Below are 22360 nucleotides of genomic sequence, written 5' to 3'. Positions count from 1 at the left end.
ATTCATCGCCTCGCCTCCTTGCCAGTCTCAAACGGCGCAGATCATGCGCCGAGGAAAAGGGGCGAGCCATTCCATAAACGGACATCGCCCTTGCTGTCCTGGAGCGATCCGACGGACGGTTCCCGGTGAGTGCCGTGGCGCGGACGCTGAACGTCGCTCGTTCTCACATCAACGAGCGACGCGGCAGGACGGTGAAGCCGCGGGGGCCGTATCGCAAGGCCGAGGACGCTGAGTTCCTGGCGCCCATCCGTGCCATCGTCGACGCTCGGCCGACCTACGGCTATAGGCGGGTTACGGCGCTGCTGAACCGTCGCCTGCGCTCCGAGGGGCGCCCGACAGTCAATGCCAAGCGGGTGCTGCGCATCATGCAGCATCACGGCCTGACGCTGGAGCGCCATACCGCACGGCGGCCCGGCCGAACGCATGACGGCGTCGTCATCGCGCTGCGCTCCAACGTGCGTTGGTGCTCAGACCATCTGGAGATCCAAGCCCGCAACCGCGAGGTCGTGCGCATCCTCTTCGTGCTCGATGCCTGCGACCGCGAGATCATCGCCTGGTCGGCCGTGGCGCAGGCCGGCATCTCCGGCGAGATGGTGCGCGACCTCATGGTCACCGCCGTCGAGCGCCGCTTCGGCACCACCAAGGTCCCGCATGCCGTCGAATGGCTGTCAGACAACGGCAGCGCCTACATCGCCAAGGACACCGCCAACACTGCCAGGGCCCTCGGCCTGACGCTGCTCTTCACGCCCGTGCGCAGCCCGGAGTCGAACGGAATGTCCGAGGCCTTCGTCAAAACTCTGAAACGGGACTACGCCAGCATCACCGTCCTGCCCAACGCCGCCACCATCCTCGCCTTGCTCCCCGACTGGATCGAGGATTATTGCGAGGTTCACCCCCACTCAGGCCTGAAATTCCGCTCGCCTCGTGAGTTCATCAGGCTCAGTGCCTAAACCCAACCGCCGCCTGTCCGGCGAAATGGGGTCCACTCCACTTCCCCCGCTTCTCAGCTTCAGAAATTCGCTTACCGCGGCTCGACGAGCGCACTGTCGGTGACCGAAAAGCAAACAGTGGAGGAACTTCGGACGTTCTCAAGTGTCATGTTCAACTGCATCTTTTTGCAGAAACCGATGTCCACCGCGTACCCAGTTGGCATTTCGTAAAGGAAAAAATTTGGTTATCAACGGCCTGACCGTTGTTAGGAGTTGCTCCTGTTAGACGAACACAGAAAAGTTAAGACTGATTAGCTTAGCAGGCATCAGCGGCGGCATCAGGGCCTTATCGATTAGCGTGCCTCAGGCCTCTTCGATATCCCATTTTTCGTAGAGGATTGAGAGCAGCCGTTGCTGACGGCTCTCGACGATCTCGGGCGTCCATTCATCCTCCGCCATCACCTGGCTGGTTAGCGCGTAGGAGGACACATTCTTAGTGCCCGAGAAGTAGATGTCGCACTTCGGGCCGAACTCGTAATTCTGTGCCGACGAATTCTTCTTCTTGTTGAGTGGCACGAGGTTGGCGAGCCGATGCACCCAAGCCTTGCGCTCGGACGAATCAGGCCACCATGTCCTCCATTCGCTGTTCACCGGGACAGTCTGCGGAAGGACATGCTCGATCGTGAGGATCGAAGGATCATAGGTCGCCGCGCCATCGGAGATGAAGGAATCCAGCCGAAGAATAAGATAATTGCGTCGGCGCGGCGTCAGCTCATAGATGTCGCCGTCCAGCGCGTCGCGGAATGCTTTGTGATCGTCGTCTCCGAATTCGAACTGCGCCATGTCGTCCGGCTCGGCGCCCGACTGTATATCGTTGATCAGTTCGGCATAGACGTCGATGCGATCATTAACGTTCCAGCGGCAAATGTGCATGTAGGCGGCGAGGCGCTCGAGCATTTCGAAAAAGCGCGCGACCCGCTTCGGCTTGTTCCGCTGCTCCTTCAGATACAGCATCGCCGGCGGGATCCAGTCGGAATTGTCGATCCGCTGAAGCCACCGGACGTAATAATTGACCGTCTCGGCATGGGAGGTCGCGGAATATGACGCGTTGCGGATCGCATCAAGCGCATCGGCGAACGGCTCGAGCACTTCGTCAATGAAGATCTTCGGATCGGGGTTTTTTGGAAGGACGTGAGTCCGAAATTCTTCGAGCAGGATGCGTTTCGCCTTCTCCTTGGCATAGACCATGCGGATATAGGTGAAGAGGTCGCGGAAGCCGTCGCGCGTGAGTTCAACCTCCATCTCCTCCCATTTATCGTTATAGAGCTGCCGCTCGCTCTCGCTCTTAAGTTTGCCAATCGTGTCGGCCTTGATGATGTCGGTCGGCTGGAGATCGAGGCCGCGGCTGTTCATCACCGAGAAGACGCGGAACGCGGAGTCCTGGCTCGCTGTGGAGACAGCCACCAGATAGCAGCGCGTCAGCAGGAAAGTGACGAACTCCCGAAGCTTCTCCGGCGTCGGCAGCGCCTCGGCGACGGCTTGCACGAAATGCTTCGCATTGGCCCGGATATTGACCTGAGATTCGTTGTCGAGCGACGAGGGATCGAGATCAATCAGGGCTTCCAGCTTCAGGTCCTGGACGTATTTCGCAAAGAAGCCCTTGTCGCGCTCGCGCAGAGCTAGGCGGGGCTTGGGATGAATCCCTTCCATCTTCTTGCCCGGTTCGAGGATGTATGGTCGAAGCTCGTCGCGGTCCTCGCCATCGTTCGCACAGGCCATCGTGGCGAGCAGGATGGTGAGTGTCGTCAGACGCTGCTGCCCGTCGATCACCTGCGAATAGGCGCTATCCTCCGACTTGATCAGCACGATGCTACCGAGAAAGTAGCCTTCTTCCTGCTCGGCCTGAAAGAAGGCGATCAGATCATCGAAAAGCTCACCGGCCTGATCGGGCGTCCAGGCATAAGGCCGCTGATAGGAAGGGATGACATACTCGAAATCAGACGAAAAAATCTTCGAGAGAGGGTACTCAGCACCACTAATCTTCTTCGACACAAGTGGCTCCCGGCTGCCCGACCAACAAGGTGCAAGGCGGTCCCTGTCATGTCAATCAAGAGCTCGCGCCGTTTGAACGACATAGTCGGCTTGCTCTGCTAGGCGCAGTTGCACGGCACATACTGCGTTGAAGGCTGCCACTCGCCAGCCGGAGCGCCGATGCGCACGAAACAGGCAGGATCGCTGCTCGCATGGCACTGGACGCATAGGCGATCGGCGCAGGGAAAGTCGGGGGCGATGCCCTTGACATGGTCGCCCGGCGTCGCGGAACCGAACCTCCGCTCACCTTAGAATGGTACGCAACTGCCCACGTCGGCTTCAGCAAGCCACGACGTCCGACATGTTTCAGTTCCAGTGCTACGGTCTCTCTGGATCAAACCGATTGTTCGTGTAAGCTGATGAATTCATGGTCGAAGGCGAAACGAAGAAGACGCTGCACCTGGGGGAGCGAGGGTTGAGGCGCAAGTGACGGGACGATCGTCCCAATTCGAGGCTGGCTGTTCTACAAATGAGCGCTGATCTCGATGCCACTCAGAGGAAGCTAGAGGATCACTTCGCTGCGCTGGCTGCGCGGCGGTTGGATCGCGGGCTGCCGGTGTTCGCGTTCGAGCACGGCCTCGGCGCTCAGGACCTGTCGGAAGTCTCTACTTCACTGAAGGTGGCGTTGAAGACGCGCTACCGGCTCGCAAAGCACTGGCTTGTCTGGGTGGTCTACGCCACCGAGCAGGGATACGACTACGATGGCGACGAGTACTGGCACACCTTCGAGCGCCGGATGCCGTTGTGGGACCGCAGTTGGCGTCCCGCCCTGCGGGGTTGGTTCGGGAAGTTCCACAGGACCTACGGGGGCCTCGTCCCGGTGGGACGCTGGGCCAACTTCTTCTCGATCATCGCGTGGCCGATCACGCACGCGCTGCTGCCCAAGGATCTCCAGGGGCAACTGGCCCGGGCGCTGTATGGTCTGCGGTACCACATCGTATCTAGGCTCGATCAGTCACCCGCCGACGTGGGTCGGTATCTGGCGCGGATGGCGCGCGGCGGAAGTTCGCGCTTCGACAACTTCTTGGAGCAGGAGGAACTGGTGGGCCGAATCGTGCTCGGGCTGCTCGACCACCGGACCGCCGACGGGGACGGCGCGATCCTGCCGCAGGCGCTCGCGCGGATCGTCGGCGACCTCGAGAAGGCGCGGAACGCGCGTCAGTGGCTGCACGACACGAGGAAGGCCGTGGAGAGCGCGCGGATGCGCGGCGTGACTCGGAACGCCCCGGGGCACATAGCGAGCGCTTTGACCGCGGGCGGCGGGCAGTCGGAGCGCCGGCCCTCGATCCGCCCGTCCCTCTCGCTGCGCCGAACCGGGGTCGAGGAATGGACCTTGATCGTCGAGTTGCCTGGTCTCCAGCAGATTGCCGACCTTTCCCCCGAGATCGGCGCCTTTCTGAGCCGGACCCGGTGTTCGGTCGCGGGAGCGAGCGGCCTCCGTCCTCCCGGCTGGCTGCTCGACGGTGCCCAGAAGAGGGCGTTGGACGCCTGGCCTACGACTGACCAACCGGTGCTGCGGTTCCAGGTCCCGAATCCGAGGATGGACCACCTGCTAGCCAGCGAGGGGCACATCTCGCAGGGCCCGCACTGGCTTTTCCGCGTGGGCTCCGATGGCGAGGCCACCGAGGTGATCGGTCGCATGGTCCGGCCCGGCATGAGCTACGTGCTCGTCTCCCAGTCGGATCTCCCTGACCTCTCTTTCGCGGATCCGACCTCGCTGAGATGTCGTGGTGCCCAGGCGATCCGCTTCGAGGTTCCGAAGACACTGTCGGCGGAGCAGGTCGGCGAACTCAAGGCGGCCGGTCTTTCCGTCGCGCAGACGATCCGGGTGTGGCCGGTGGGGCTGGCCGCACGGGGCTGGGACGGTGAGGGCACGACGGAATGGCTGGAGACCGAATGCCCGTGCTTCGCCATATCGCACGACCATCCGGTCGCGGAGTATGAGCTCCGGCTGGGCGCCGGACCAGGATTGAGGGTTGCGGCGAAGCCGGCGGGCGTTCCGACTTTCATCCGGCTCCAGCCGCTTCCGGCGGGGAACCACGTCCTCTCGGTCCGGGTGGTCCGCGACACAGCGCCGGAAGCGAGCCCGCACCCGGTCGAGGGCTGGATATCGCTCTCCGTGCGCCCGCCGAACACTTGGGTGGGTGGGACGATCGGGCACTCCGGGCTCATCGCCAGTTCCGAGCCGCCCGAGCCGACGCTGGACGAGTTCTGGGAGGGACTCTCGCAGTTGGACGTCCTGGGCCCCGCGGGAAGGCAGGTCTCAGTCTGCGTCGAACTCCTCGACGGCACCGGCTCCAGGATCGCGACTGAGCAGGTCGCCAACCTGACGCTGCCGCTGGGACCCGACACATGGAGGACCGCATTCGCCGCCTTCGAGCGCCGGGAGAAGGATCCCTGGGGCTACCTGGCGGCGAGTTCGGGGCGCATCCTGGTCGACGGGGAGGAACTCGGGACTGTCCACATACCGCTGCAGCGCGACGCGTCGCCCGTGCGGTGGGTCTGGCGCTCCACGAGCAAGTCGACGCAGTTGAGGCTGGTCGACGACCACGGGGGCAAGGACCCTGTCCGAGTCTCCTTCCGGTCCTTCGCGGAGCCGCTGGAGGAGGTGCCGATCAAGACCGAGGACGCGGAGGTGGGGATCGAGCCCGCAACTCCGGGTGGCCTCTTCGTGGCGAGCTATGAAGAGGTGATGGTGCCGTTGGTCGTCGGGGTGCGGAGGGTCGACGGCGGCCTGGGGGGGTTGCTGGTTGAGCCGGACCTGTCGGCCGTTCGCCGGACCCGCGAAGACGCCCTGGCGATCTTGCGGGCGATCGTCGCCTGGTCCGACACGCGGCAGGCCGGCGCTCTGGCGGGTGAGCGCCGCGAGCGCGTGCTCTCGCGTCTGAAGGAATGCCTCTACTACGTCATGTGCGGCGCGAAGTGGGCGAACGCAGAGATGGCCCTCCGGGAAGGCGCCTCCAGGGAAGCGGCGGTCGACGCAATGCTCGATTGCTTCGAGAAGAAGCGCGTGTTCGCTGTCGTGCTCGCGCGAGATGCCGTCAAGTACGCCGGCATGCCCGCGCACGTGAGGCTTCGCGAGTTCGCCGCGCTCGCGCACCGTTACGCCGTCGCGCCGGGCGTCATGTCCAAGCCGGCGCTAGACTTGTCCGACGTCCTCGACCGGGAATTGAGGCCCTCGGAACCGGAACTGGAAACGATGATCGCGCACCTCTGGAGCCACCCGGCCCTCACTGCTGGCGCTCGCATCATTCAGTTGCTGGGGGCTGCCGGAGCCTCCGTCCCGTCGAACGCCGGAGCCGCAGCGTGATCGAGGTCGTCGATCAGGGGTCCGTGATAGGCGCCGCCTGCGCGTCCCTCGGCGTCGAACTCGACGCGGAAGGCGTGCTGGGCACCACCTATCTCTCCGCGGCGGTCAGGCGGCTTGCCGGGTTCCTGTGTCCGTGCTCACCGCGCACGCTCGTCCGGCGCATGGTCGAGAGTCACGTCGGGCTGGTGGACGACGTGCCGATGCTCGAGGAGCGCGTCGAATCTTCGATCGAGGGGCTGATTGCGATCGGCGACCTGCTCGAGTTGTCCGACGTCGCGCTTGAGGGCGAGCATGTGCGCGGCACCTGGCTCGTCGCGGCGCCGCCCGCGTTCGTCGTCAGGCCGAGCGGGAGCGCGTTCATCCTCGGCCTATCCGCCGACGAGCAGACGCCGCTGCCGACTGAGATGCGGTCAAGGATCGTGAGCCGTCAGGGGGTCAGGTCGATAGACCCCGTGCCTCCAGAGGATCTGTCGACTATGCTGGGCGATCTGGGGCTGCGCGAGTTGTCGGCCGCGGGATGGCTCCGGAGCCCGAAGGCTACGCGCCCGGCCGACCTCGCCGCCTCCTACGATGCCAAGCTCGCGGCGCAGCAGCATTCGGGCGAGGTGGCCGAACTGCTGGTGCTCGACGGCACCCGACGCACCCGGAGCTACAGGGCTCGTTGGACGAAGCCCGGAACCCTGTCCGGGAACTACGTCGTCCGTAGGCCGCAGGCCTTCGGGTCCGACCTCTGGGGCTACGCCCAGATCTCGAACGGCGTTCCGGTCAAACTGCTCGACCTACCGCTGCACGGAGACCGGTGGCGTGGCTGCGATGCGGCTTGGCGGGTCCAGATGGCGATCGACGCGATCGCCTGCCGGCCGCAGGAATACAGGTTGCGCGCCGTCGAGGGTGGCGCGATCTTGGACCTGTTCTCGCCGATCCCGAAGTGGGCCCGCCGCAGGCTCGCGATCATCGGGAGCGAGGTCCAGCCGGCCGGGTGCCTCATGTCGTTCCTCGTCCCAGAGGCGGAGATCGCGACGGAGGAGGAGTTTCTGAGGGATCTGCTGTTCCTTTCGCGGGTGGCGGGATGAGGAGGGTTTAGCTAGCATGTCGACGACGATCCAGGAGACCATCGACCGTCTCCACTCCTCGCTGAAGGAGTACATCGAGGCGACCTACCACATCGGTGCGCCTTCGCTCATCGACCAGCGGCGGATCCTGCTGGACCGCACGGGGGTCACGCACCAGGAACCCTTCCTGGAGACTACGCCCCGCTACCAGGTGGGCGCGCGCTTCGGCGATGTCGACGGCCTGCCGCCGGCCGCCCGGACGATCTTCGAGAAGCTGTCCAGCGTCCGCGCCGACCGTCCCCGCCTGCTGTTCGACCCGCCCTACCGGCATCAGGGAGACGCCGTCCGCCACGCGCTCATCGACGGACGCAACCTTGTCATCATGACCGGGACGGGCTCGGGCAAGACCGAGTCCTTCCTCCTGCCCATCCTCGGCAAGTTCGCCCGCGAGGCGTCCGAGAGCCCGTGGTCCTTCGCGCAGCCGGCGATGCGGGCGCTCCTCCTCTATCCGATGAACGCGCTCGTGAACGACCAGTTGGGGCGTCTTCGGGCGATCTTCGGCGATCCGGACCTCGTCGAGCGGTTCACGGCGTGGGCTGGCCGTCCGCCCCGCTTCGCCCGCTACACCAGCCGGACGCCCTACGCCGGGGTCCGCTCGGGCAAGAAGGACGGGCGCAAGCTCGCGTCGTTCGAGGAGTTCTACGTAGACATCGAGCGCCAGGCCGCCGGCCCCGAGTCCGACGAGCAGAGACGGGCGTCCAGGCTGCGGAGCCAGTTGCAGGAGCGCGGCAAGTGGCCGGCGAAGCCGGACCTGGACCGGTGGTTCGGATCGAAGGGGTCGCGCTGGTACGATCCGAAGACCGCGGAGTTCCTGCGCGCCACCACACTTCCCGAGGATTCGGAACTCATCACGCGCCACGAGGTCCAGGCGTCCTGCCCCGACTTGATGGTCACCAACTACTCGATGCTCGAGTACATGATGATGCGGCCCATCGAGCGGCCAATCTTCGACAGCACCAGGGCGTGGCTCGCCGCCAATCCGGCCGAGAAGTTCACGGTCGTCCTCGATGAGGCCCATCTCTACCGAGGGGCTGCGGGGGCCGAGGTCGGCCTCCTCCTGAGGAGGCTGCGCGACCGCCTGGACATACCGGTCGAGCGGTTCCAGGTGATCTGCGCGACGGCCAGCTTCGACAGCAAGGTCTACGCGGCCGAGTTCGGCGCCCAGCTTTCGGGCGTGCCCGCCGAGACTTTCGTCGCCGTCACCGGCGACCTCGACCACCGAGCGCACGCCGCGGTCGGCAGCAAGGCGGACGCCCAGGTGCTCGCCGCTCTCGACCTTGGCCAGTTCTATTCGCCCGACGAGGCGGACAGGGCCGGCGCCGTCGCACCGTTCCTCGCGCACCGCGGCGTGGCGCCGACGCACGGTGTCGAGCGCGACCTCTTCGAGGCACTCAAGGACTTCTCGCCGCTGGGTCGGCTGGTCAACACCACGATGGGCTCCGCGCAGCCGGTGGCCGAACTGGGCGCCGAACTCTTCCCCGATACGCCCGATCTCGCCGACGCGGCGGTGACCGCCCTGCTGGCGATCGGCAGCGTCGCGCGGGAGCAGCCGGACGCCTCGGGGCCGCTGCCGTGCCGGGTCCACAACTTCTACCGAGGCCTGCCGGGGCTGTGGGTATGCATGGACCCGGAATGCGCCGAGATCGTCGAGGAGGAGCGCACCGGCATATGCGGTCGAATGTATAGCCAGCCCCGCGAAGTCTGCGGCTGCGGGTCGCGGGTCCTCGAATTCTTCACGTGCCGCAGTTGCGGCTCCGGCTACGCGCGTGCGTACTCCGACGACCTCGATGCGCCGGACGCGCTCTGGTCGGAGCCGGGACGGAGGTTGCGCATGTCCGGCGGCGAGACCCTGCCGCTGCTGGACCTCGACCTGCTGCTGGAGAAGCCGAAGCGTCCGGACGCCGGCGAGTTGGCGGAGTACGACCTCGACACCGGGCGGCTCTCTGCCGGGCAGCGCACGCGGACCGTCTACATACGGAAGGACCGGATCACGCCGCCCGTCGGCGACGACGGCGAGGTCGACACCAATTCGGAGCGGCGGGGCCAGTTCGTGCCGTGCGGCGTGTGCGGCCAGACGGCACGCGGCCGGACTACTGTGCAGGACCACCAGACGAAGGGCGACCAGCCGTTCCAGGCGCTCGTGTCGAGGCAGTTGGCAGTCCAGCCTCCGGGGAAGCAGGCGGCCACCCGCTTCGCGCCCCTGCGCGGGCGCAAGGTCCTCGTCTTCTCCGACTCCCGTCAGGTCGCCGCCCGGCTCGCGCCGAACCTCCAGATGTACTCCGTCCGCGACGCGCTGCGCTCGCTCATCATCTGGGGACACGGTGTGCTGTCGAAGCCGCAGATGGTCCAGCAGATGCTGAGCCTCGAGGAACTCTACCTCGCCGTCCTGCTCGCCTCGCAGGGGCTGGGCGTCCGCCTGAGGCCGGAGCGCAAGTCGGGCGAGAACTTCTCCGCCGCCGAGGAGATGGTCGCCAAGGGCCTCGCCGAGAACGCGCTCTCGGACGAGGCCCGCCTGACGATGCTGTGGATGGAGGTGCGCGGCGAGACGCCGCCGGCGGCCCTCCTCGACGACATCGTGAAGACTGTCCAGGACAAGTACCTCGGCCTGGAGGCGCTCGCGCTGGCGTCGCTGCGCGAGCGGGCGAACAAGACTAAGGAACTGCACGCGCTTCCTTCCATCCCCGGCATCGCCGAGAACGACGAGGACAAGGTCGCCCTGGCGCGGGCTTGGCTGCGGTGCTGGCGCTCGGTGGGCTTCTGGCTGAACACGATGCCGACGACCTGGTACAAGCGCCCCGCCGGCAAGGGCACCACCGTCAATTCCCGAAAGGGCATGTTTAAGGCGATGGACGTGGTGCTGAAGGACGCGGCCGCGCGCAAGGCGTTCAAGGCCTGGACGCCGCTGCTGCTCAACATCTTCACGACGGACATGGACGGCGGCTTCCGCAGGCTCGCGGGCCAGAACCTCTCGCTCGAACTCGAGGGCGACTGGCGGCGATGCGCAGATTGCAAGTCGGTCCATAGGCCGGTGCGGACCATAGCCCACTGCCTCGACTGCGGTAGCGACCAGGTCGTGGCGCTCCATCCCGAGGAGGACACCGTGTTCACCGCCCGCAAGGGCTACTACCGGTCGCCGGTGCTTGGGGCACTGTCGGACCCGCCCGAGGTTCCGATGGCGCTCATCGCCGCGGAGCACACCGCACAGCTCAACGCGCCGCAGAGCGACGACGTGTTCTCGATGGCGGAGGTCAACGAACTCTTGTTCCAGGACGTCGATCTCGACTGGGGCGCGACGGCCGGCAACTCGACCGCCATCGACGTGCTCTCCAGCACCACGACGATGGAGGTAGGCATCGACATCGGCGCCCTGTCCGGCGTCGCGCTGCGCAACATGCCGCCTGGCAGGGCCAACTACCAGCAGCGCGCGGGCCGCGCCGGGCGCCGGGGCAACGCGGTGGCCACCGTCGTCGCGTTCGGGAGCGCCGACAGCCACGACGAGCACTACTTCAGCGAGCCGAGGGAGATGATCTCGGGCAAGGTGATCGATCCCAAGCTTACGCTGGACAACCCCGACATCGTTAAGCGCCACATCCGCGCCTACCTGCTGCAGTCATACCACCAAGTGCGGCTGCCGACGTTCGATCCCATGGCCAATCCCGACCTGTTCTCGGTCCTGGGCTCGGTGCAGGACTTCAAGACTGCGGGTGCCCAGTTGAACGCGGCCGACTTCAGGCAGTGGCTCATAGACAACGAGGCCGCGCTCAAGGCCCGGGTGTCCGGATGGATTCCGCACGAGGTAGCCGGCGAGGTCAGGCAGGCTCTCCTCGACGGGATGGTCGTGGACTGCGTGACCGCGGTTGAGACGGCGATCGCCAACGATTCCGTCGCCGGGGCGAAGGTGGAGAAGGACGATGAGTCCGACGGCGCGGACGCCGGCGCCGAGGTCCAGGAGGAAGTTGGCGAGGAGGCGCCGCCTCAGAAGGCCGTGACCGGAACGCTGCTCGACCGGCTCCTCTACAAGGGCGTCCTTCCGCGATACGCCTTCCCGACGGACGTCGCGACGTTCAGCGTCTTCGATCTGGAGCGCTCCACCCAGTACAAGCCGGTAATGCGCTTCGCGCCCTCGCAGGGGCTGCCCGTGGCGTTGTCGCAATACGCCCCCGGCAAGCAGGTGTGGATATCCGGCAAGTGCTACACGTCCGGGGCGATCTACTCCCCAATGTCGGAGGACCGCTACGACGCATGGCGGAACCGCCGGCTCTACCGGGAATGCAGCGAGTGCGGTTTCGCCGAGACCGTGAAGATCGACGAGGGGCTCGAGCGCGACGCGGTCACGGACTGCCATGCTTGCGGGTCCGAGGAGACGTTCGGCCCCACGCGGTACTGGCTGCGGCCCCCGGGCTTCGCCCACCGCGTGGACCAAGAGGAGGTGACCTCGCCCGACGACATGCCGGAAACCAGCTACGCAACCCGCGCGAAGCTCGTGATGCCTACGCCCGCGGACGACGAGAAGTGGACGCTCGTGAACGACCGCATCCGTGTGATGCCGAACCGCGAGCACCTGCTCGTGTCCAACACCGGCCCGAAGCACGAGGGCTACAACTACTGCACCCTGTGCGGCCGCATCGAGTCATCGGCTGAGGGCACGGCGTCGATGTTCTCGCCGCACCCCAAGCCGTTTCCCGACAAGGAGCCCACCTGTCCCGGCACGGGGACCACGAGGCACCTCGTGCTCGGGACCGACTTCATCACGGACATCGCCCTCTTCTCCCTGCGGGTGGAGGCGCCGCTCAAGCTGAAGCCGGGCCGCTACCCGACGGACGTTGCGCTCCGGACCGTGAGCGAGGCGATGGCGAAGGCCGCGTGCAGCCTGCTGGAGGTCGAGCCTGGCGAGATGATGGCGGAATACCGTCCGGCACTGACGCCGGCGGGGATGGCTGGCCTCGAGGCGGAGATCTTCCTTTACGACACGCTGCCGGGAGGTGCCGGCTTCGCGCGGCAACTCGCCGACCGCAGCCTCGAGTTGTTCCAGCGCGCCCTCAAGGTCATGAAGACCTGCGAGGAGGACTGCGATTCGTCCTGCTACCGCTGTCTGCGCAGCTTCAAGAACAAGTTCGAGCACGGCCAGTTGGACCGTCACGTCGGCGCCGAACTCGTCGAGTTCCTCCTGACCGACCAGATGCAGCCGTTCAGCCCCCAGCGGGTCGCGGCGTCAACCAAGGTTCTCCTCTTGGACCTGCAGCGGAACACGGGCAACGGCATGACCTATTCGGGCGAAGCCTCGGTCATGGTGTCCGGCATGGGTGATGTCCCGGTGCCGATCCTCGCCACTCGGTCAGACGGCGCGGTGAGCGTGATCGCGATCGCGGGTCCGTTGACCGCCGACCACCCGGCGGACCCGCTCATCGCCGAACTGCGCGAGAGGTGGGACGGCGGCGCGGTGATCCCGGTCAACGAGCTTCTTGTCAGGGGCAACCTGCCTGCGGCCACGCGGGCTGTCGAGGAGGAGGTACTCCGTTGAGCGGTTCCGACGAGGTGCGCGTGCCGGAAACCGTCCGGTGATCATTATTTCCGGCGTCACCGAGGGCGACGAGTACCTGGCCGCGAAGCGCCTGGAGCGGAGGCTGCTGGACCTATGGCCGGATCTCGCCCGCAACCGGACCGACACGGTGAGGATGTTCGTCGGACTGAAGATGCACGGCCAGAAGATCGAGGATCTCGACCTTGTGGTGATCGGCACCTTCGCGGATGCGCGCAGGTTCGACGTCGAGTGGAAGTTCTATCCGCGCGACGGGGTGCCGTTCACGCCCCGGTCCGCCAAAGTGCGGAACTTCGCGCTCGTGATCGAGGTGAAGTCCCACTCCGCGACCGGCGTGCGCTTCGAGAATTCCGTGGCGTCAGTCCGCTACGTCCGCAACGGGCAGGTCTCGTGGGAATGCGTGACCGAGAAGAACCGGTCGCAGATGTTCGAGTTCAAGAAGTGGCTCGACCGGTTCGGGCTGGACCACGTCCGTGTCCAGAACCTCGTCCTCTTCACTGGCCTCAAGGAGCGCGACCTGCCGCCGCGCCCACATGTCTGCATAGCCAGCGACACGAGTTTCGAGCGCATCCTCAATGTTCTCGGTCAGGTTACCGGGCCGCGCGAGAACGATCGCCGCGTCGTGCTCAGCTATGGGACCGAGGACGCGTTCGACCGGCTGCTTTCGCCGAGTTCGCCATTGTTCGCCACGCTGGAGCCTACGCCGCTTGACCGGCGACGCATGGACCTGATCGCCAAGGCGGCCCTGCCGGACGCCTGGCTGGAGGACCTCGGCGAGCGCCAGATCCTGCTCAAGGGCCGGGGCGGCGTCGGGAAGACGGTCATCCTGCTGCAGATGGCCTACCGCGCGTTCGATCAGTCCGGGCACCGTTCTCTCGTCCTCACGTTCAACAAGGCGCTCGTCGCCGACATGCGCCGGACGATGTCGCTCCTCGGCGTGCCACGCGGCGTCGAGGCCGGCGGCATCGCCATCGAGACCGTCCACGGGTTCATCGGCCGCCTGATGCTGAAGCTGGGGGTCATCGACGACTACGGCGGCTTCCTTGACGACTTCGACCGGCACAAGGCCACCCTGCTCGACTATCTCCGCGGTGGTGCGGTCACGCCCGGGGATCTCGCCGCGATGATGAAGGCGGACGCCACTGACTTCGACTGGGACCTCGTCTTCGTCGACGAGGGCCAGGATTGGCCAGGCGACGAGATCGCAATCCTGAACGCTGTCTACGGGCCCAAGCGGCTGGTCGTGTCGGACGGAGTGGACCAGTACGTCCGGGAATCCGTGGCGGACTGGACCTCGGACCTGGGCAAGGGCCAGTCGACCATGCGCAGGCTCAAGAAATGCCTTCGCATGAAGTCGAACGTCGCGTCGTTCGTCGCCGACGTGGCGGCCGGCCTCGGGCTGGACGACTGGGACCTCGTACCCAACGCAGACGCCGTCGGCGGACGAGTGATCATATACGAGGGGGACCTGACCGCCGAGCCGGCGAGGATCGCGGAACTGGTCGCGGAGGCCAGGGAACTTGGCAACCATCCGGTCGACCTGCTGGCCTGCGTGCCGCCGCAGTCGGTCACTAGCGGTCCGGCGGGGACCGGCAGCGCCGCCGCTCGATCCGTGCTGCTGTCTGGCGGAAAGGTCTGGGATGGCACGGCGCGTGACGTGCGCGAGCATTACCCGACTGACCGCGAGGAACTGCGCTTCGTCCAGTACGACTCATGCCGCGGGCTGGAAGGGTGGACGACAATCAACTACGACCTCGATCAGCTCTGGGACTACAAGGCCCGCCAGTGGCTCGCGGAGGACCACGCCCACGACCCGCTTGTCGAGAGCAGGGCCGAGGCCGCCGACCGCCACGCGGCCCGCTGGATCATGATACCGCTGACGCGTGCGATGGATACGCTGGTGATCAGCGTGGGGACGGCGCCCGGGCCGCTGCGGGATGTCCTGCTGGATGTGGCTGGACGTCGGCGTGACTTCGTCGAGTGGATCGATCTGGGCCGCCTGGGAACCTAGCCCTCCAGGTCGGCCAGGAGGTCCCCCCTGGGCTGGTCGAGCAACGACCGGCTGACGCTCTCGGGACCCTGCGCCCTCATTGCGTCCAAGGTCTCCGGCCGTCGGCTCCGGCCGTCGAGCCACCGCCGCCGCCATGCCTGGGCGATGGCCGCCGCCGGCGAGGGCTGCGCCTCCTCCCCCGCCATGCCGAGGAGCGAAGCCCTCGCGTCCCCCCCGAGTTTGCACGCGTAGAACAGGCGCGGCGTGGCGTGGTGCAGGACGCTGTCGCTCGCGATGCCCAGGGCGTCCAGGCCCTCGCGGATCTGTCGGAGCCGGGGGCTCGTCCCCTCGCCGAACCGGTTGTTCACCCGCCTGGAGGTGTGCAGGTCCTGCGCCATCTGCCTGAGGGCGTGGGCGGTGTCCGCCCCGAGGTGCAGCGTCCCGAACCCGCCCGTCTTGCTTCGCCCAATGGAATCCCATCGGATGTCCAGTTCGAGTCCCTCGTGCTCGGAGGCGCGCAGGGTCAGCCGGTTGTACTGGCTCGAGCCGACGCCGTAGAGGCTCGTCGTGGTCAGCACCCGCAGGTCCGCCGGCTTCGAGATGGCGCGCCCCGCCATCTGCGACGCGATGACGCTCACCTGTCCTCCGTAGCGCCGCGCGTAATGGTCGTGGACCTCACTGGAGGCCAGCAGCAGGGCGACCAGCTTCCCGCCGAGAAGTTCGTTGTAGGGTGCGACCGCGCCGCAGATGCTGACGTCGGCGACGCGGCTGGAAAGTCCGGCCTTGCGGAACTCCGTCAGGACGATGTCGATGGCGCGCTGACCCGTCTTCGCGGACAGCAGTTGATCGAGCGCGGCGGCTGGGTCGCCCTCGAGGTCGGCGGCCCGGAACACCTGCTTGGCGAACAGCAACTGCGCCAGCAGTTCGGCTCGCTTGCGGACGAACAGCACGTCCTCGGAAGCCGTCCGCCAGTCCGTGCCTGCTCCAGCCACCTTGACCGCTCCGCGCATGGGCTTCACGCGGCCGCCCGCTTCTACGTTGGCTTGGTAGTGGGCGCGGAGTTCGAGGTCGCGGGCGAACGCGGCGCCCGCCGCCTTCTGCTCGAGTCTCAGCACGGTGTTGTCGACGGGCGCCTCGATCTCATCCGGCCGCGCGAGGTCGTCCCAGCGCACGGCGCCGATCGAGATCTCTATCCTGTCGGTCATGGCGCGGGCGAGGCGATCGGGCCGCCAGCGCCCTTCGCGGAGGTTCGCCTCGGCGGCCTCCCGGAGCCAGCCGATCCAGTTGTCCCGGACGGACACCCTCATCACGGGGCTGGCGAGCATCGCGATGCCCATGACGGGACGGTTCGGCCGGGCCGCGTTCCTCACCAGCACGAGAAGCTGGCGGCCCGGGATGGGCCGGTACTCGTGGGCCCAGGTGTGGCGGAAGTAGCGCCAGATGTCGTTCAGCGGCAGGCCTGTGTCCGGGCAGCGCGTGCCCGCTTGGCAAATCTCGACGACCGGGTCGACGAGCCTCGCCAGCGCCATGTCGCGATCCGCTTCGGGCAGCGCCGCGATCGCCGCAAGGTCATCGGCCAGGGCGGCGCCATCGTCGATTAGGTCGAAGATCGAGCTCCGGACGCCGGGGGCGCGCAGGGTCCGGCGCTCCATCCGGGCGATGAAGGCCCTGACGGAAGGTTCTGCGAGTTGCCGGCGCCGCGCGGCCTGAAGTGCAGCGCGGATTCGGCCCTTCACGTCCTCGACCGACTGGCCGCTGCCGGTCGCGATGCCGGGCGGCTTGAAGTGCAGGCCCTCGGACTCGAACGACACGCGCCAGCCCTGTTCGAGCAGGTCTGCGACGAGGAGGCATATAGCGCGCAGTTTCGCGCTGTCGCCGTCGTCGATGTAGCTGCGCGCCAGCTGTCGCAGGCTCTCCGCGAACCCCGCGGGCGTCGGCCCGGCGAAGTTCAGCAATCCGTGGAGTTGGTCGCGCTCTTTGGGTGCCAGGAAGGGAGCGAACTTCCGGAGGTCGGAAGGATCGCTGTCATTTTTCGCCATCATCCCTCCCTTCATTTATTGCTCCCGGATGCAGCAATGCCAATTTCACTCCGCTCGCGCCAGCGACCATTGCGACTATTCTCAGGTGGTGGCGGGCTTCGTCCCCGAGATGCGCGACAATTGGTTCGCCCAGCCCCTCATCAGCCGGTCGTATTCGTTCGCGATCGCCCCGTTGCCGGCCGACCGCCTCCGGTCGATCCGCGACAGCAGGGCGTCTAGCGCCGTGCCGGGATCGACGCCCCCTAGCCGGGCATCTGCGGCGGATGACTGACTCTCCCTCGCGCCACGCGCCGTTGGCCGCGACGGCGCAGGTTGGTCCGGATGGCCGTCACCGCGATCGGTGCCGGCCGCGATCGGCGCAGCGCCGGTCCCGATGGCCCTCTGCCGCTCCGCCTTCGCGGCACGGACTTTCGACCGAAGGTGCTCGATCGCCTTGGGGAGCCCGGCCGCCTGGAGTTGCTCCCACACCTCCTGCGAGACCGAAACCTGCTGCTTCGAGGTCGTCACGCCGAAGGCCTCGTCCAGTGAGGCGGAGAACTCCACCTCGACCCGAATGTACCGGTCGTTGTTGATGAAGGTCGTCCAGGGCGTCCGCGACTGGACGTCGACCACGCGGCCGTTCCGGCTGAAGACGATGCCGTGGTACTGCTTCAGGATGGGGAAGCGGGCGTTCGCGTTGAGGCCGATGGCGTCCCGGGACTTGTCAGCCGCGCCGAACGTCGGCGGGAGCCACGCGTAGCGCAGGACGAGTTCGCCTGTGGCGCCCCCTTCGAGGCCGATCTTTAGCGTCACGGGCTCGAGCGGCTGCGCGCGATCTTCGTCCAGCGAACTCAGCGCGCAGTCCGGTGACAAGAACAGGGGGTCGATCGGCTGGACCGGCTCCCCGTCGATGTGAATCGCTGTTGCCGCGAGCAGCTTGTGGTAGGCGATGCCGAACTGGCGGATCAGGTTGCGCCGGAGTCCGCTAGCCGTAGCCCAATGCAGCCTGTCGAGCTTGTCAATAACGACGACCGTCCCCGATCGCCATCCATTGGGGTGCATGCGTGCGATCGCCTCGCTGACGAACGCCGGTAGCGCGGCGGGCCGCGCCGGTGGGATGGAAAGACGGGCGCCCTCGGCGAGGTATACGCCAGCGTCTAGCAGGTCCAAGTCCAAGCACACCGCGTGAACCTTCCCTCCTCTAACTTTGGAGTAAATCGTGAAGCAGCGGCCCATGCTGACTGTTGCGCACGGCAGGCCGTAGCCAAACCGCCCCAGCCCACTGCGGTCGTTCTCGCGGTGGGTCCCGCCCCACATCATCGCTAAACGTAGCATCCCCGGCCCCATGCCGTGGCCGTCGTCTATGATGGCCAGTTGGACGGGACGGGTGGCCTGCCCCGCGTCGGCGAAGCCAGACACTAGGTCCACCCGCTGAGCGTAGGCTTGGATCGAGTTGTCCACGAGTTCGGCGATGGCCTCGACGTTGCTCCTGTAGCCTATATGCCTGATGCCGCGCACGAACGCTTCCGAGACGACCAGACCAGGATCAGCATCAAGTCTCGACGCACGGCTATATCGCCGCTGAGCGACTAACGCTTCTTCGGAACCTTTCCTCATGCAGACGCCCCCTTCAGTCCTGTGCTTAAGCTCTTGCCGGTCGCCACTAAAGCCTTATGTATGATGTATATAGACACCATAATTTGTTGCAACTCTTCTCCTACTTTCTCATGCAGCGGACGGCCAACGTAAGGCTAGGAGAAGGGCCTGTTGTTCGGCACGCGAACTCGAGGAGGACTACCGCACCCGGCTCGCGCATACATTTGAAGGTAGCGTCACAACGGTCGTCGGGGCACATATTCAGGATGGCCAAATCGGCAATGCAGCAGTTGGGAAGCCGCGTGCGGGCAGCGCGTAAGGCCGCGGGCCTCTCGCAAGCGGCTTTTGCAGAGAAATGCGGGATAGACCGTCTCTACCTCGGGCGCATAGAACTCGGCAAACAGAACCCGACAGTAGCAATCCTGATACGCATCGCTTTAGAAGCCGGTACGGATGCCGCTACACTGCTCACAGAAATCGTTGTAGATCCTGAAGAGGTTCGGGCCCTGCCACGTCCAACCCGGGTTTTGCGATCGCGGCGCGGCCCGCTTAGCCGTTCGAGATCGTAAGGTTGGACGGGTGCCCGCGCCGCTTCGACCACGATGCGGTGAAGTTGGCGCGTTGAAAGGGGCCGTGCCCAGTTCTGCCTGAGAAACAGCCAGCCCTCACGATGCAGGATACCCTGCCGGTGCCCCTCGATCCACCACTCGCGTAGAAGAGCGAGGAGGTCGGTAGAGAGCATGGCGTTGCGATCGCGCCCGCCCTTGCCGCGCTCGACGCGCAGGAGCATCCGGGTGGAGTCGACGTCGCCGACCCTCAGGCTTGCGACCTCGGCGGCGCGCAGCCCTGCTCCGTAGGCGACGGAAAGCGCCGCCAGGTACTTGAGGCAGACGGTGGCGCCCAGCAGCCGGCGGACCTCTTCGGAGCTGAGAACATCGGGCAGGGTGCGGGGGTAGCGCAGTTGCACCAGCTTGCGGTCGAGATCCGGCCTGTCGATCACGTGGACGAAGAAGAAGCGCAGCGCCGAGACGACCGCGTTCATCGTCGGCACGCCGAGGCCTGCCTCCTGAAGCGCGATCTGGAAGCGGCGCAAGTCCTCGACGCTGGCCGTGTCGGGCGAGCGTCCGAGGAACGAGGCCAGGCGTCCGACGTCGCGCAGGTCGTTGCGCCGCGTCTCGGCAGAAAAACGGCGCATCGTCATGTCGGCGATCAGGCGCTGGCGCAACGGACTGACCGCGGCGGCGGGAATGATAGAGGTCGTCATGGGAAGGCTCCGTCCGGGTGAAGGAGCCAGGATCGTCCGCCCGCACCGGGCGACGCTCAATCAGCGCAGTGCGCTCGTGTCAGTCCTCCGACGACGAAACCGCCGCTCTTCCCGCGGAAGCGGGTTCGTTCTACCACCATCTATGCCTACGATACCTGTTCGTAGCTGGACTTTTATTAGGTTCGGGGCGGCTGGCGATGCGGCGACACGTCCTCTGATATCTCCTGCCGCAACGTTGGTCCCTTGGCGAGACGTCGGCCTAGCGCGGTTACAAATGCATCGTAGCGCCGACCGGCATCGGCCCGGGCGGCCTTGGCCGCCGGCTCCGGCAGTGTCGGCGTCGTCGCTACCCAGAAGCGCACGAAGACGGCCAGCGATTCCACTGCAATGCCGAGATCGCGTTCTGCTCGTGCAAGGCGGCGATCGAGTTGGTCGATGCGTTTGACGATCGCCGCCTCCTGCCGCTCGGCGGCGTCGGGCGATAGGAAGGACGCGATGGCGGCCTCGGCCACCAGCGAGCGGGAGTGATCGCGTCGCGCCGCGTGCTCGGCCAGTGCCTTCATGACCGGCGGATCGAGGTAGACTGACAGGCGCTGCTTTCTTGGCGTCTTCGTCATGGCGTCCTCACAGATCCATGCCGTCGCCGGGATCGAGCGAGATCTGCCGCGCGTTCCCCAGCATGAACTGGTTCAAGCGGGTGTTGCGCACGGCGTCGTCTTCCATCTCGTCACCATCGGCACCGGACCCGAACTCGTTCTCAATCGGCTGCTTCCTTTCGACCGGCATCACCCGGCTGAGCTCGGGCTGATGCCGTCGCTCGGACTCGGTCGGATCGTCGTCGCCATGTTCGCGCGGCGCTGCGGCGTCATCGACTTGCGGTCTTGGGGGGAGCGGCCGCGTCGTCCAGTCGTCCGGGTGCTGGATTTTGGGCGGTGTGAGCTTCGGCGGCGCCAGCACACGCTCGGTGAAGCGGGCGTCCTCGTAGAAGCGCGCCTTCTTTGCCCGGATCGGCGGGGTGCCCGCCACCATCACGACCTCGTCGGTCGCTGGAAGCTGCATGACCTCGCCCGGCGTCAGCAGCGGGCGCGCCGTCTCCGAACGCGAAACCATGAGATGGCCGAGCCAGGGCGAGAGGCGGTGGCCGGCATAGTTCTTCATCGCCTTGATCTCGGTCGCGGTGCCGAGCGCATCTGACACGCGCTTGGCGGTGCGCTCGTCGTTGGTGGCGAACGAGACACGGACGTGGCAGTTGTCGAGCACCGAATTGTTCGGCCCGTAGGCCTTCTCGATCTGGTTCAGCGACTGCGCGATCAGGAAGGCCTTGAGTCCGTAGCCCGCCATGAACGCCAGCGCGGACTCGAAGAAGTCGAGGCGTCCGAGCGCCGGGAACTCGTCGAGCATCAGGAGCAGCCGGTGCCGGTTACCCCTGGACTGCAGGTCCTCGGTCAGGCGGCGGCCGACCTGGTTGAGGATCAGTCGGATCAGCGGCTTGGTGCGGGCGATGTCGGAGGGCGGCACGACGAGATAGAGCGTGGTCGGGTGCTTCGCGCCGACGATATCGGCGATCCGCCAGTCGCAGCGCGCGGTGACGGCCGCGACAACGGGATCGCGGTAGAGCCCAAGGAAGGACATGGCCGTCGAGAGGACGCCCGACCGCTCGTTGTCGGATTTGTTGAGCAGTTCGCGCGCCGCGCTGGCGACGACGGGATGCGGTCCGGCCTCGCCGAGATGCGCGGTTCGCATCATCGCAGATAGCGTCGCCTCGATGGAGCGCTTCGGGTCGGACAGGAAGCTGGCGACGCCCGCCAGCGTCTTGTCGGCCTCCGCGTAGAGGACATGAAGGATTGCGCCGACGAGCAGCGCGTGGCTGGTCTTCTCCCAGTGGTTCCGCTTGTCCAGCGAGCCTTCGGGATCGACGAGGATGTCGGCGATGTTCTGGACGTCGCGGACCTCCCACTCGCCGCGGCGGACCTCGAGAAGCGGGTTGTAGGCGGCGGACTTCGAGTTGGTCGGATCGAACAGCAGCACGCGGCCATGCCGCGCGCGGAAGCCGGCGGTGATCGTCCAGTTCTCGCCCTTGATGTCGTGGACGATCGCCGAGCCGGGCCAGGTCAGGAGCGACGGCACGACGAGACCGACACCCTTGCCCGAGCGGGTCGGCGCGAAGCACAGTACATGCTCCGGGCCGTCGTGGCGGAGATAGGCGCGATCGTAACGGCCGAGCACGACGCCGTCCGGGCCGAGCAGCCCCGCTGCCTCGATCTCGGTCGGCTCAGCCCAACGCGCCGAACCGTAGGTTTCCACGTCCTTGGCTTCCCGCGCCCGCCAGACCGACATGCCGATCGCGACCGCGATCGAGATGAAGCCGCCGGACGCGGCGATGATGGCGCCCTCCTTGAAGATGCGCGGCGCGTAAGACCGTATGTCCGCTTGGCCGGGCGGCTTGCCCTACACTGTCTGTTCGAGGGTTGCTCGGATGGGCCGAGCCGATCCTCCCGGCAGGAGGGCAAG

Annotated in this window: 9 protein-coding genes and 3 pseudogenes; 6 read left to right on the top strand and 6 right to left on the bottom strand. The window is 66.3% G+C overall.

What is annotated here, in order from left to right:
• Nucleotides 1-77: 77 nt before the first annotated feature.
• Nucleotides 78-950: pseudogene (locus tag ASG62_RS13120) on the top strand (IS3 family transposase); the annotation flags it as partial.
• Nucleotides 951-1292: 342 nt separating this feature from the next.
• On the opposite strand, the gene ASG62_RS13115 reads toward ASG62_RS13120, so the two are convergent.
• Nucleotides 1293-2981: a DUF262 domain-containing protein gene (locus ASG62_RS13115; protein ID WP_056699005.1), complete on the bottom strand. Its 1689-nt coding sequence runs from the start codon at nucleotides 2979-2981 to the stop codon at nucleotides 1293-1295.
• Between the two features lie 508 nt (nucleotides 2982-3489).
• Here ASG62_RS13115 and ASG62_RS13110 point away from each other — a divergent pair.
• Genes ASG62_RS13110 through ASG62_RS13095 form a run of 4 tightly spaced genes read left to right on the top strand, consistent with a single transcriptional unit; the run spans nucleotide 3490 to nucleotide 14992 of the window.
• Entirely contained in the window at nucleotides 3490-6330 is a 2841-nt protein-coding gene (locus tag ASG62_RS13110; protein WP_056699002.1) for a hypothetical protein, read from the top strand.
• On the top strand, nucleotides 6327-7403 hold the full coding sequence (locus ASG62_RS13105) for a hypothetical protein (RefSeq protein ID WP_056698999.1): 1077 nt from the start codon (nucleotides 6327-6329) through the stop codon (nucleotides 7401-7403). The genes ASG62_RS13110 and ASG62_RS13105 overlap by 4 nt, the downstream gene beginning before the upstream one ends.
• Nucleotides 7404-7419: 16 nt before the next feature.
• A complete protein-coding gene (locus ASG62_RS13100) occupies nucleotides 7420-12963 on the top strand; it encodes a DUF1998 domain-containing protein (protein ID WP_056698996.1) in 5544 nt (1847 codons plus the stop codon).
• Between the two features lie 37 nt (nucleotides 12964-13000).
• Nucleotides 13001-14992: an AAA family ATPase gene (locus ASG62_RS13095; RefSeq protein ID WP_056698993.1), complete on the top strand. Its 1992-nt coding sequence runs from the start codon at nucleotides 13001-13003 to the stop codon at nucleotides 14990-14992.
• On the opposite strand, the gene ASG62_RS13090 is transcribed toward ASG62_RS13095, so the two are convergent.
• Entirely contained in the window at nucleotides 14989-17025 is a 2037-nt protein-coding gene (locus ASG62_RS13090) for a Druantia anti-phage system protein DruA (protein WP_056698990.1), read from the bottom strand. The two genes, ASG62_RS13095 and ASG62_RS13090, sit on opposite strands and share 4 nt — an antisense overlap.
• Before the next feature lie 66 nt (nucleotides 17026-17091).
• Nucleotides 17092-18606 (bottom strand): ATP-binding protein, encoded by a 1515-nt coding sequence (locus ASG62_RS13085; protein WP_082537471.1) that lies wholly within the window; start codon nucleotides 18604-18606, stop codon nucleotides 17092-17094.
• A 56-nt stretch (nucleotides 18607-18662) separates the two neighbouring features.
• On the opposite strand from ASG62_RS13085, the pseudogene ASG62_RS28040 reads away from it, so the two are divergent.
• Nucleotides 18663-18998 (top strand): annotated as a pseudogene (locus ASG62_RS28040) (helix-turn-helix domain-containing protein); the annotation flags it as partial.
• On the opposite strand, the gene ASG62_RS13080 reads toward ASG62_RS28040, so the two are convergent.
• The 3 genes and pseudogenes from ASG62_RS13080 to ASG62_RS13070 form a co-directional block, all read right to left on the bottom strand.
• Nucleotides 18959-19849, bottom strand: coding sequence for a tyrosine-type recombinase/integrase (locus ASG62_RS13080; protein ID WP_244487676.1), 891 nt, complete (start codon nucleotides 19847-19849; stop codon nucleotides 18959-18961). The pseudogene ASG62_RS28040 and the gene ASG62_RS13080 overlap by 40 nt on opposite strands.
• 176 nt (nucleotides 19850-20025) lie before the next feature.
• Entirely contained in the window at nucleotides 20026-20466 is a 441-nt protein-coding gene (locus tag ASG62_RS13075; protein WP_056698985.1) for a ribbon-helix-helix protein, CopG family, read from the bottom strand.
• Nucleotides 20467-20473: 7 nt separating this feature from the next.
• Nucleotides 20474-22267, bottom strand: a pseudogene (locus tag ASG62_RS13070) (conjugal transfer protein TraG); the annotation flags it as partial.
• Nucleotides 22268-22360: the final 93 nt, after the last annotated feature.

The sequence above is a fragment of the Aureimonas sp. Leaf427 genome (assembly GCF_001425485.1).
Lineage (GTDB): Bacteria > Pseudomonadota > Alphaproteobacteria > Rhizobiales > Rhizobiaceae > Plantimonas.
The sequence above is the reverse complement of the archived record's forward strand: the minus strand, read 5'-3'. Positions and strand labels throughout refer to the sequence as shown.

Excerpts from the sequence above, each read along its gene's own strand:
- ASG62_RS13075 (WP_056698985.1), bottom strand. The coding sequence starts at position 20,466 with ATGACGAAGACGCCAAGAAAGCAGCGCCTGTCAGTCTACCTCGATCCG.
- ASG62_RS13110 (WP_056699002.1), top strand. The coding sequence starts at position 3,490 with ATGAGCGCTGATCTCGATGCCACTCAGAGGAAGCTAGAGGATCACTTC.
- ASG62_RS13090 (WP_056698990.1), bottom strand. The coding sequence starts at position 17,025 with ATGAAGGGAGGGATGATGGCGAAAAATGACAGCGATCCTTCCGACCTC.
- ASG62_RS13100 (WP_056698996.1), top strand. The coding sequence starts at position 7,420 with ATGTCGACGACGATCCAGGAGACCATCGACCGTCTCCACTCCTCGCTG.
- ASG62_RS13085 (WP_082537471.1), bottom strand. The coding sequence starts at position 18,606 with ATGAGGAAAGGTTCCGAAGAAGCGTTAGTCGCTCAGCGGCGATATAGC.
- ASG62_RS13080 (WP_244487676.1), bottom strand. The coding sequence starts at position 19,849 with ATGACGACCTCTATCATTCCCGCCGCCGCGGTCAGTCCGTTGCGCCAG.